The organism is Chryseobacterium luteum (genome assembly GCF_000737785.1).
GTDB lineage: Bacteria > Bacteroidota > Bacteroidia > Flavobacteriales > Weeksellaceae > Chryseobacterium > Chryseobacterium luteum.
Genome location: NZ_JPRO01000012.1, coordinates 65887 through 78508, shown reverse-complemented (window position 1 = coordinate 78508; position 12622 = coordinate 65887). Strand labels below are relative to the sequence as shown.

Sequence of the window (12622 nt, the reverse complement as noted above, 5' to 3'; positions counted from 1 at the left end):
TAATAATAAAAAAGAGTACATTTTTTAATGTACTCCTTTGGCTTTTTAAGGTTGGAACCCTCCGCATGTGTCAAAAGGAACACACAACCATTTGCCGTTCCTGAAGCAAAGTTGGAATGAACAGGCATCGATACCTCCTAAAACTTTTTTGAGTTCTTCTTTTTTAAGTTTTTTTAAATTTTTCATTTCAATAAATTTTATGTTGTTGGTAAAACAAATATTGGAAAAAAATAATTAGTACAGATCGAAATTAACAGAGTTTAACTTCTCTTATTCTATTGATTAATGAACTATTTATTGTATATCTTATTTTGTAAAATTTCAGCAGGAATTGTATATGTTAAAAAAGGTTATATTTTTTTATCTTTGACGATCTAATAAAATTGAAGATGGTAGGAATTATTATGGGCAGCCAGAGCGATCTGCCGATCATGGAACAGGCTGCAAATTTTTTGAAAAGCCTCGATATTCCATACGAACTGACAGTAGTTTCGGCGCACAGAACACCGGAAAGAATGTTTGACTACGCAAAAACGGCAAAAGAAAGAGGGCTTAAAGTGATCATCGCAGGCGCTGGTGGAGCAGCACATCTCCCGGGAATGGTAGCGAGTTGTACAACTTTACCTGTAATTGGAGTTCCCATTCTGTCCAGCAATTCTATTGATGGTTGGGATTCTGTACTGTCTATCCTTCAGATGCCAGGCGGAATTCCTGTAGCAACGGTCGCTTTGAATGGAGCCTTAAACGCTGGAATTTTAGCTGTGAAAATTCTGGGAAGCGCAGATGAAGCAATCGCTGAAAACCTGCAGAAATACCAGGACTCCCTTAAAGATAAAGTATTGGGAACGGTGGATGATATCAAAGCCATGCACCCGAATCATTTTGATGTTTAAATAACACATACACCATTAAAAAATCGCCATATCAGAAGATAAGGCGATTTTTGTTTTGTTTCCTGATGAATTTAAAAGACCGGACGTTTTCTTTTGAAATAAGCTGTAGCATATAATTTCCCGGCAGTAAAGATTCTACATTGATACCATCACCTTTTATATCATATATTAGTTTTTTGGAAATAAATATATGTAAATTAATAAAAATCTGCAAATGGTGAAAAATCTATTCCTGTATTCTCATTATATTGCTTTTAATAAAAAAACGCTCCGGTATCGGAGCGTTTCTGTTATTTTATTCCTGGGTCATATTGTCCCTTGTATTTTTCTGTACAGAAATCGCTCCGAAAAGGGCAAGGAGAAATGCAAATGCATAAAATCCTTTTTCACTCGGAAGGATGGTCGCATTCCAGAGTCCCACGGCCAGCAGCACGATGGATGAAAGGGTCGCAAACCAGCAGATGCCATAATAGATATCCGTTACCGGGATATTTTCCAATCTGTCACGAACTGCTTTCTGCAGAGAAACTACGGCAAAAAGGCCATAAAGAAGGATGGTGAAATAATATCCCTTTTCATTCAGCTGCATTTCAGCTCTGGCAAGGCCTACGATAAAGCCGATCATTCCTGCTCCCAATGCTACCCATGATGCGGCTACGAACGCATTCGATACTCTTTGTTTTTTCATTAATTATATGTTTTGTTTGAGGGGCTAAATATATTCATTTTTTCTAAACTTAGTGGTAAAAGCTGGAAAATATGGGTAAAATACTGAGAAAGACGTAACAGTGACTTTCTAGCCCCGATAGCAGCGGTTACCCCACAGCAGGGGCCGGCAAAAGCCAGGAGCGAGGAGTATGAGCGGATAGCGGGATTAAGCTTCTAAAAAAACAAAAACTCCCCAAAAAAAATTGGAGAGTTTCTATATTTTGAGATCCTTCGGCTAGCTAAGGATGACAATTTTAGTATCTGTAGTACTCAGGTTTGAATGGCCCTTTTACATCTACACCGATATATTCAGCCTGCTCCGGAGAAAGAGTTTCCAGTTCAACGCTTAATTTTTTAAGGTGTAAAGCAGCTACTTTTTCATCCAAATGCTTTGGAAGCATATAGACTTCATTTTTATAAGCAGCAGAGTTGGTCCATAATTCGATCTGAGCCAAAGTCTGGTTAGAGAAAGAGTTAGACATTACAAAACTTGGGTGTCCTGTTGCACAGCCTAAGTTGACCAGTCTTCCTTCTGCAAGGATGATAACTTCCTTACCTTCAATGGTATAGATGTCTACCTGTGGCTTAACTTCAGATTTTGTAGAACCGTAGTTTTCGTTCAGCCAGGCCATATCTATTTCATTATCAAAGTGACCGATGTTACAAACCACAGCTTTATCTTTCATCTTAAGGAAATGTTCTCTTCTTACGATGTTGAAGTTACCTGTAGTTGTGATGATGATATCTGCGTTATCAACAACAGTATCCAATCTTTTTACTTCGTAACCGTCCATTGCAGCCTGAAGCGCACAAATTGGATCAATTTCAGTTACAGTAACGATAGAACCGGCTCCTCTGAATGAAGCAGCAGTACCTTTACCTACGTCTCCGTATCCGCAAACTACCACTCTTTTTCCAGCAAGCATAAGGTCTGTAGCTCTTCTTACAGCATCTACTGCAGATTCTTTACATCCGTATTTGTTGTCGAATTTAGACTTAGTAACTGAATCGTTTACGTTGATGGCAGGCATTACCAAAGTTCCGTTCTTCATTCTTTCGTACAGTCTGTGAACTCCGGTTGTAGTTTCTTCAGAAAGTCCTTTGATATCTTTTGTGAATTCCGGGTATCTGTCGAAAACCATGTTCGTTAAATCTCCACCATCATCCAGAATCATGTTTAATGGTTTTCTGTCTTCACCGAAGAATAAAGTCTGCTCAATACACCAGTCAAATTCTTCTTCGTTCAGGCCTTTCCACGCATAAACGGGAATTCCTGCGGCAGCAATAGCAGCAGCAGCGTGATCCTGTGTAGAGAAAATATTACAAGAAGACCAGGTAACTTCAGCTCCTAAAGCCACCAGTGTCTCGATAAGCACAGCTGTCTGGATCGTCATGTGAAGACATCCGGCAATTCTTGCGCCTTTTAAGGGTTGAGATGGTCCGTATTCTTCACGGATAGACATCAGACCGGGCATTTCTGCTTCGGCAAGGGTAATTTCTTTTCTTCCCCATTCTGCAAGGGATATGTCCTTAACTTTATAAGGAACGTATTGTGTTGTAGTACTCATATGCAATGAATAAATTTAAATTCAAATTATAATAAGATGCAAAATTACAATTAATAATTAAGATAAAAAAACGCGGCTTCAGTTTCAATTATATGAAATTATACATAACAGAAAATTATTTTTCTTTATTCTAAATAAACTATTTTTGTAGAAATAAATCTTTATTATGAATCATACAAGTACTCAGGAAGAAGCTAAAAAAGCAGCAAAACCATTGACTCCGAAAGTAAAGGAATTAATTGAAAGAACTCAAAGTATAATTCTGGCAACGGTAGATGCAGAGGGAACACCTACTTCAAGCTATGCACCGTTTGTACAGATAGAAAATACATTTTATATCCTGGTTTCTTTCATGGCAAAACATACTAAGAATCTTGCGGACGGAAGAAAAACTTCAGTAATGTTTATTGAAGATGAATCTGCTACAAAACAGATCTACGCCCGTGAAAGGTTAACAATCGAAGCATCAGCTTCTCAGGTTGAAAGAGATTCTGAAACCTGGAATACAGTTGTTTCCCAATTAAAAGAAACTCACGGAAAAGTGGTAGAGGTAATTTCTGAAATGAAAGATTTTATCTTAATCGGTCTGCACCCTGTGAAAGGTTCTTATGTGAACGGATTCGGAAGTGCTTATTTTGTAGATGAAAACCTTGACATTCTTGAACATAGAAATGATGTGAATCATCAGCCGAAATAAATCAATAAAGAAAGGAAGATGGGAGCGGGAAGATGGAAGTTTATAATGGTTAAATAAAGAAGATTTTTTTATTTAACAGATTCTTTGTCATCAAAACTTTAAAAGTCAACGGGCAACGAGCAGCAACTTCTATCTTCCTGCTTCTATCTTTCATCTTCCACATCTTTTCACTACTTTTATCGAATAAAAAAACGATGCCCCTTTACCGAGATTTTTCAGATGACAACGCCACGATCCTTGTATGGAAATATGACGAAAGTGAAGAACTTGATATCAACGAGCTTCTGGAACCGGAAAATGCCGAAAAGGTAAAAGACTACCATCCGAAAAAACTCCTGGAAGTGTTGATGGTCCGTAAGCTTCTGAAAAGCTTAAAGCCTCATTCCAAAATATTATATAAAGAAAGGGAACCGTTTCTGTCCCCTAAAGATGCGGAAATTTCCATTACCCATTCCTTTCCGTTTGCAGCCATAGCAGTTTCTAAGAACAAAATAGGCATCGACATCGAAAAATTCAACCCAAAGATCTTAAGGGTTATTGATAAATTCACCTACGAAAATGAAAGGGGATTCATTCCTGAGGATAATGCACCTGCCTTCTATACAATTATATGGAGTGTAAAGGAAAGCATGTACAAGATCCATCATTCCAAATACTGGTCCCTGAAAAAGAATTATGAAGTAAAGCCGTTTGAGCTTAAGCACCTTTATAAGATAAGCTGCAGGGTTTATGACGAGCAGTTTTCAGATGAGTTCAAAGCAAGAGTGGAATTTTTTGATGATTACTGCTTTACGATTGTGGAGGAGTAGGCTCTGCCTCGCTTCTGTATTTCTCAATCACTTTTCTCTGTTCTTTAGTAACATCATAGATCAGTTCCAGAATATCGTGGATATTTTTAAGCTCTGTTAAATGTGAAATTTTATCAGGATCTCTTCTGTCAACAAGGTCATTTTCCCCGATTTCCGTTTTTCTTTTCATCAGCATATCTTCAATGGAAGAATCTTCGGGTTCCAGCCGGCTTTCCATTTTTAAAGCCTCAGTGATCTCATTCCCGTTGAGTAAAACAGAGGTCTGCTGCATTTCTGCTTCTATCTTTCTGCTCCAGCTTTCGGCATCTACTTCAGGATACTTTTCATTGTTTTTAGAGTATTGGGAAAGGGAAGCGGTATATGCCGTGATGAGGTGTGAGGTAGCTACAAACTGGTGCACGACTTCCAGCTTTTTCTGCTGGTTTTTCGGTTCAGAAATCATTCTCTGGAAGTTATCGGAAAGGTTGGCCAGCGAAATGATGGCATTTTTCCGTTTTACTTTATAGTCTTCAATGTCGAAATCTCCGTGTAAAAATTTGGAAATGACACTCTCAAAATAGATCAGGTTGTCTGCCGCAGACTTTTTCATCAGATCAAGGTTCTGAGTATGCTCCCAAACGGGAAGAACAATATAGGAAACGGCAAAGGCTATCACTCCTGCTATAATGGTATCCAGGATTCTGTCTTTAAAAATAACATCTACATTTCCGGGATTTAAAAAATTAAAGCTGAGAAAAACATAGATCGTCATAAACAGGACGGCCCAGAAATAACGGCCCTTCAGAAAACTGAAACACATGATCATGCTCAGAAGAAGAATTGTAAATAAAAGTCCATTGAAATGCACAAAATGTAAAATCGCATAGGCAATAACCGCTCCTGCAATGGTTCCGTATAACCGCAGAAGATTCCTTTTTTTTGTAATAGAGTAGGCCGGTTTCAGGATTGCCGTGATGGTAATCAGTATCCAGTACGTATGCCCGAGCCCTAAGAAATCGAACATAGAAAAAAGATATCCCACAAGCAAGGCCGTCGTAATCCTTATCGCATGTCTGAAATGCGACGATGAAAGTGAAATATTGTTTCTTAAAACTTTGAAGTTAAGTTTCTCTTCATTGGGCATGAATTTTTTTAAATCCAGTCCGGTAGAAAGGCTTTTTGCCAGCTTTACATCCTGGGAAAATACTTTGTAGATTTCATTGATCTCTTTTGTGATCTCGTTGATGCGCATCAGGATCTGGCGGAGAACCATGAAGTTTTCCAGATTACCGGGTGTCATCTGCTTATTACGCAATTCATAGTAATGGTGATTAAGGTTTTTCAGCTCAAGTTCCAGATCAAATATAGGCTTAGCCCGTGTTCCGATTTGCAGCGATATCCCGATATTGGTGATTTCTTCGGCGAGCAGGTTGAGGTAATCATGAATATTGACCAGAATCATACTGTCTTCAAAACTCTGCTGAAGCTTTTGATAGTCACTTTCAGAGGTCATCAGTTTTTCATGAAGATCCATAGAATTCAAAAACATCAGCATCAGAAGGCGGCTGGTTGTCGTTGATTCGTTAACGATGGTTCTTGTCTTGAAAACGGTTTCCCTGGTTTCTTCCTGAAGGTTTTTGATACCGACCTGCTTGGCAATAACCTGGGTCGTCAGCCTGTCGAAATCAGGATTTTTCTGATAATAATTGGCTTTTATTTTTAAAAATTCTGCGAGCTGAAGATAATTTTCCCCGATCATCTGTCCCGCCAGCTTGTAAGGCTGAATGGTGGTGACCACAAGGAATATCATCAGGAACCAGATACAGCCGGATGAGAAGATCATAAGGCTTTTAAAAATATTACCTCCCGTAAGATGTCCATCGATAAAGATAGCCATGACAACAAGGGATAATGAACCTACAGCTGCCAGTCTCTGTCCGTAGACTCCAATGAGGGAGAAAAACATTCCGAATATGATGATCTCCAGGATGACCAGAACCTTAAAATTCATGACCAGGCTGGCGATGAGCGCAACGACAGCAAAACAGAAAATAGCAAATGTCAACGCATTTCTTCTTCGGATAAACGGACCGGGCTGATCACAAAGTGCAACAAAGCTGGTTCCGAGGGGAAAAAGGAAATACTCTTTCAGGATTCCGAAGTGGGCGAGGACCAAACAGGGCAGAACTGTTGCCAGCGTAATTCTGATCGCAGAATATACATATTGGCTGGTAACGAATTTTTTAAGTTCTGCTGAATAGTTCATACTGCAAAATTAATTATTGGAAACAACAAAAGCCTCATAAAATTGAGACTTTTGTAAACTTATATATTATATTTCTGTAATCATTTGGGTGATGGGGGTTGGAACTAATATAGTGTGAAGATTTTATTATTTGCCGTTGGAGGTGAATGGTGAATTTTGCTTCGCAAGTGAAAGGTGAATTTGAAATAGTGCCTTGGGGAAATTTTATGGAAATTTTACTCCACTTGATTTATTATTTGCCGTTAGAGAGTGAATGGTGAATTTTGCTTCGCAAGTGAAAGGTGAATTTGAAATAGTACCTTGGGGAAATTTTATTCCACTTGATTTATTATTTGCCTTTGGAGGGTGAATGATGAATTTTGCTTCACAGTGAATTTTGAATGATGATTTTGAAGAGAAGATAAAAAAAATTCACTGCGAAGCAAATTGACAGCGCAGCTTATTCACTATTCACAATAATTCACCATAATTCCTGTTCACAAAAAAAGCCCCATAAAAATGAGGCTTGTGTATTGAGGAATTAAATATCTTAATAATCTACATTAGATGTTTCATCACCGATGTTCCAGGTAAGACCGAAACGAAGCGTGTTATCCAAAGCAGAATTGATTTTTGACATATTGATCAGGTAAGAAATATCAAGTCCGAAAGAACGGTACTTCAATCCGATACCTGCTGTGGCGAACTGTCTTGCTCCCTGCTCTTCACTTTCGTGGAAATAACCTGTTCTTACTGCAAATGCATTGTCATAAGAATATTCCAAAGCACCACTGTACATGATACTGTTTTTATTTTTGAACGATTTTCCGATTCCGGCGATAGGGCCTACGTTCGGAATTTCGTATCTGGGCTGTCTTGTATTGGGATCTATTCCTACATATTCGGATCCAGGAACCAGAATCTTTGAACCTTCTACGCTAAGTCCGATCTTGTTCATATCATCCAGATACATATCATATCCAAGTCCCAATCTTGCCATAGTTGGCAGATAAGATCTGGATTCTTCATTTCCTGTATAGTCTAATTTCGGACCTAAGTTCTGAATGGCTAAACCTGCATTAAGCTTACCATCATAACCTCCAAAGCTTGAGAATTTTGGAGAGGTATAGTATCCTGAAACATCTACTGCAAAACTGTTGGCAGCTTTAAGGGTAGTGTCTGTGTTGAAACCTCCGGCTAAATCTGAACGGATGAATCTACCGGTAACGGCCATTGAGTAAGAATCAGAAAGTTTCAGACCGTAAGCAACGTCGATGGAAAATTCATTAGGCTTTGATGTACCCATAGAAGTTACTTCTGAACCTACCAATTGAGTAAGGTCTACTTCACCCATGTTAAAATAATAGATACTTGCAGAGATCGTAGATCTTTCTTCCTGTCCTAAAAATTTATGGAATGCACCATATAGTAAAAATACATCATTGGTAAGTTTTCCCATATAAGGTGTGTAGTTAAGACCTATGGAAGAACTTGTTCTGCTAAAAGGATATTTTGCCGCATTCCAGAATTGTGAAAATGCATCCGGTGAAGTTACCACCCCTTGATCTCCCATACCTCCAGCTCTTGCATCAGGTGCAATTCTTAGAAAAGGAGCTCCGGTCAATACTGGATTTATTTTACTTAAATCTTGCGAATAGCCTAAAAAACCAGCACTTAAACCAAATCCCAAAAGCAGTTTAGTAGTTAAATTCATATGTTGTCTTTTATATATTATCAGTTTTTTATAATAATTATTATCTATGTATTATCTAATTTATTTCAAAAGTACCATTTTTTCTACAGCTGTAGCACTTCCTTTGCATTTTTCTTGATTTTGACTTTTTGCAAATATCTTAAAAATATACGTACCTTTTGCAACAGTTGCCCCAAAATCATCTCTTCCGTCCCATTCTATTGCCTGACGTGGCGTTCTAAAGCCCTGTAGGAAAGGTTCTGCAACTACCGGCTGAGATAATGTTCTTACTAATTTTCCTGTTATGGTATAAATCTGAACATTTACATCTAAAATATCATCGCAGTTATGCTCAAACTGGATGTAGGTTTTATTCGTAAACGGATTCGGCCAGTTCAGCGGTCTGTTGATCACCAGATGTTGGTCGGATTCATCCTTAACTTCAAAGTTTAACGTAGCAGTTGTGGAATTATTGTTTATATCCCAAACTTTAAATGTTAATTGATGCTGTCCTATGGCAAGGTTTCTGAAAGGGTAGGTTACATTTCCTTTCTGGTAGTCGGCAAGACCCGGGTTCAGACATCCGTTTCCTTCACCGGAAGCAAAAAAGTCGTTCAGAACAATGGTATTGATGATCTGGCCGTCAAGATAAACTGTAATGTCATGGCCTACACCGGATCCGGTAGAGTTGATTCCCGTGTCATCCGTAACACAAGCCAGAAGCATAGGGTTCTGATTAGTGATTCCCCCGTTAGCAAAGTTCGTATTATTCATATACAGCTTTATTTTTGGAGGTTCATTATCATTGATCCCGTTCGGGTTGATATCTCCCACCTGTACAGCCTGGTTATTGAATACATCTATTGATTTATTGTCTGCATATCCCAGTATTCTTCCTTGTCCCACAGCATAGTTGATGTCTTTCGGAACATAGAATTCTACATTGAATACCCCGTTTACTGCCATCCCTGAAGCTTTAACAATAGCGCTTCCTTCTTCTGTATAATCCATAACAGGTGACAGCACTCCGTCATTATTCAAAGTCTTTTTGTTTAATCTTTTATCAAAAATATTGATAGAAACTCTACCGTTGAATGTTGTGTTAACTGTTCCGTTAGGATTGTTGATATGGCCTTTCACTTTAATAAAGTCCAGTCCTCTGATCAGTCCCGGAACCGGTGATTCAATATTGTCTATCACAAGCTGTCTTTGAGGTCTGCTCAGTTTCATGGCCGGATCTCCAAGTAAATTTACTTTCAGGTGGTCAATATTGGCTCCTTTTTGTTTTTTAGCATTTAAATGGGCATATCCTAAAGTTTCAAAATCATCGCTGACCAGCTTGAAAATATTTTTGGTATAAAGATCAGTAAAGTTACGCCCGTAATCTACCCCAATGGCACGGCTTGAGGTGATCATAGCCGCAGCACCTCCTTGCTTAAGTTTAATGAACTGTTCACCCGCAGAAGAAGTACCCGGTTCATCCCATAATGTAAATTCGCAGGTAATGGTAGAGACAAACGGAAATCTGCTGTACACATTGGAGAAATTATTGGAATTCTGAATCTCAGTGCTCGTCAGTACTCTTTCCTGAGCCCATCCATTGATACCTCCATGCCCGAAATAGAACAGATAAAGGCTGTTTCCTATATCATTTGAAATGGCTTGGGTTACCTGAGGAAATCTTTGTCCTGCTGCGGTGCTCTGGGCCTGGAAAGCATCCAGATACAATTTTCGTACATTATACTCTTTCAGGTCCTGCTGTCCCGGCTGTTCAAAAATACTGGATAATGTATTATTCATTACCTCATGGAAAGGGCTTCCGCCGTCCTTATCATCATCCACCACAAAGTCAAGCTTCATTCGCCATTCTCCAAAAGGAGTGGACTGCCCGGGAAGGGCATTATAATATGCAAGGGTTTTACTTATCATATTTCCTGCTTCAGTCACATTGGCCGCAGGAATTCTGCCTACAGGAAGGTCCGGCAGGTTATTTTCAATCGTAGATGCAGTCTGCGGCTGCGTCATTACAATATAGTCATCCGTTACAAAAGAGCCCACAAAGTCTGCTGAATTTTCGCCCTGGTAGCTGGAAACGATATTGGAATTGCCGGAGATTCTGTTTTTATAATCATAAGAAGCATCTCCAAGAATGAACACATACTTAAGTCTTCCACTGTTATTAAGTTTTGTCACAAAATCCCTTATTGCAGTAAGATCCCTGCTTCCGCTTCCGAATTCATTATAAATTTTAGAAGCATCCACGATCTCTACGGTATAATTGTTTTTAGTCTGGTGATAGGTGGCCAGTCTCTGTGCCTGTCCCATCATTTCAGGAACTGTGATAATCAGGTAATCCAAATTCTGCAGTCCGGAAAGATCCTGGTTGGCAACCCTTTCCACAAACTGCGGGTTATAGGCTGCATCAGCACGGAAAGCCACAAATTCATTATTGAAATTTGGATCGGAAGTAAGATAACCGAAATTAAAACTGCCCGCACCTGCTTTGTTGACTCTTCTGTTGGCATTGGTAATATCAGTTACATCCCATACCTGCTCAAGATTGGCAGCATTGGAAATACTGAACCCATAACTGGTATTGGTTCCGCTGGTAAGGGAAAAATCCCTGAAACTCATCTGTGCTCCGTTGAAAGCAAGATTTTCCTTATACTGTACTTCAGCATAATCAAAATGGAAAACTCCGTTGGGATTTACAGAAATATTGGGAGCGTAATTAAGGGTGATCTGGTTTCCGCTCAGGTTGGATATCGTTCCGTCATACCTCATCTGGTAAAAATCAAATACATAACTATTGGTATTTGCAGGAACACTCTGCATGATCGGGTTTTGGTTGTTGATCTTGAATTCAACAGTATTCTGCTGTGATCTGTAACCTACTACCTGTGTTCTGTATCGGATAACATCACCGGCCTGTATAGGTGAATTGGTAGTGAAGGTAACTGCTTTATCTGTAGTGAACGGAGCTTCTTCTACCCAAATTCTTCCCACTTTTAAGAGATTCTTCTGATCATTGTTGATCACCTGATAATTATCATACCTTGTTATCAGATTACCTGCCGGAAGATTAATGTCAACCGGCTGCACTCTTTTTCCGGCACCCTTGTCAAAATTAATGAAGTAGTAAGAAAAATCTTCGTATATATTTTTGACATTATTGCTTCTGTCCATTCTTGTGTCCATCCTTTTGAAGCCATTTCCGTTGGAAGCATCATACAGATTGTATCCGTTCGGCCCCTGAGCATAGAACAGGGCATAATCCCCGTCATTCCATACGCCGTCTTCTTCACCCACTACCTGAATGGCATTTTCCTGAAGGGCACTGTATTTCGTATCCTGATTGTACTCAGGAAGCATTACGCCGCCATTTCCATAAATTCTGAAATTTTTCGGATTTACAGAGGCCGGGTTAATACCGTTATCTTTTAAAAATTGTGATGTAATCTTGAAGACCCCGGATCTGTCTACCTTAATCTTATAAAAACCACCGCTCCCAAGAGGGTTTCCGGTACTTCCCACTTTGTTGGCATTGCCGGAGCTGAAATTGTTGGGAGTTGCCGTTTCAGAAATAGTAAAAGAAGAAAGTCTTTGGACACGTCCTTTTACATTCTTAAATAAAGACACACTGATGCTGGCATACCTTTCTCCCTCCAGCGTATAATAGGCAACATCTGCAATGTCGTAGTCCGGGAGCCTGCCCTTGTCAAGATCATACAGATCCTTACCGGAAACACTTTCCCAGGCAAGATCCGAAACTTTCAGCTGCTTTTCCCCTATTTTTTGTTTAGTTATGATAAAAACATTATTTTGGCTGAACGAAAAACCTTCATTTTTGAAATTTGGAAGATTTAATTTTGTGTCACCAAAATCCTGAATTTTAGAGCCATCCCATTCTATGGCTTTTCTCTGGGCCCAAAGTGTTGATACAAAAGAGAATAGTAATAAAAAGGCGATTTTTTGTTTCATGTTTATTATTGAAATTTCTGAATTACAAATAAAATGAAAATTTTAGAAT

At 39.0% G+C, this 12622-nt stretch carries 9 protein-coding genes; 3 read left to right on the top strand and 6 right to left on the bottom strand.

The window, feature by feature from the left end; translation table 11 throughout:
• Positions 1-45 precede the first annotated feature (45 nt).
• Complete coding sequence (locus IX38_RS23035; protein ID WP_165570739.1) at positions 46-186, bottom strand: bacteriocin-like protein; 141 nt, start codon at positions 184-186, stop codon at positions 46-48.
• Positions 187-389: 203 nt separating this feature from the next.
• On the opposite strand from IX38_RS23035, the gene purE reads away from it, so the two are divergent.
• Positions 390-893 carry a 5-(carboxyamino)imidazole ribonucleotide mutase gene (purE, locus tag IX38_RS13150; RefSeq protein ID WP_034705738.1) on the top strand — a complete coding sequence of 168 codons (504 nt, stop codon included), beginning with the start codon at positions 390-392 and terminating at the stop codon, positions 891-893.
• Between the two features lie 295 nt (positions 894-1188).
• On the opposite strand, the gene yiaA is transcribed toward purE, so the two are convergent.
• Both yiaA and ahcY read right to left on the bottom strand, forming a co-directional pair.
• A complete protein-coding gene (yiaA, locus tag IX38_RS13140) occupies positions 1189-1581 on the bottom strand; it encodes an inner membrane protein YiaA (RefSeq protein WP_034705736.1) in 393 nt (130 codons plus the stop codon).
• Between the two features lie 274 nt (positions 1582-1855).
• Entirely contained in the window at positions 1856-3169 is a 1314-nt protein-coding gene (ahcY, locus tag IX38_RS13135) for an adenosylhomocysteinase (protein WP_034705735.1), read from the bottom strand.
• A gap of 166 nt (positions 3170-3335) precedes the next feature.
• On the opposite strand from ahcY, the gene IX38_RS13130 reads away from it, so the two are divergent.
• On the top strand, positions 3336-3866 hold the full coding sequence (locus IX38_RS13130; RefSeq protein ID WP_034705734.1) for a HugZ family pyridoxamine 5'-phosphate oxidase: 531 nt from the start codon (positions 3336-3338) through the stop codon (positions 3864-3866).
• A 194-nt stretch (positions 3867-4060) separates the two neighbouring features.
• Entirely contained in the window at positions 4061-4675 is a 615-nt protein-coding gene (locus IX38_RS13125; RefSeq protein WP_034705732.1) for a 4'-phosphopantetheinyl transferase family protein, read from the top strand.
• On the opposite strand, the gene IX38_RS13120 is transcribed toward IX38_RS13125, so the two are convergent.
• The 3 genes from IX38_RS13120 to porU form a co-directional block, all read right to left on the bottom strand.
• Positions 4656-6920, bottom strand: coding sequence for an FUSC family protein (locus IX38_RS13120; protein ID WP_034705730.1), 2265 nt, complete (start codon positions 6918-6920; stop codon positions 4656-4658). The two genes, IX38_RS13125 and IX38_RS13120, sit on opposite strands and share 20 nt — an antisense overlap.
• Before the next feature lie 529 nt (positions 6921-7449).
• Positions 7450-8613 carry a type IX secretion system outer membrane channel protein PorV gene (gene porV / locus IX38_RS13115; protein WP_034705727.1) on the bottom strand — a complete coding sequence of 388 codons (1164 nt, stop codon included), beginning with the start codon at positions 8611-8613 and terminating at the stop codon, positions 7450-7452.
• A 60-nt stretch (positions 8614-8673) separates the two neighbouring features.
• Complete coding sequence (gene porU / locus IX38_RS13110) at positions 8674-12573, bottom strand: type IX secretion system sortase PorU (protein WP_034705725.1); 3900 nt, start codon at positions 12571-12573, stop codon at positions 8674-8676.
• Positions 12574-12622 lie beyond the last annotated feature (49 nt).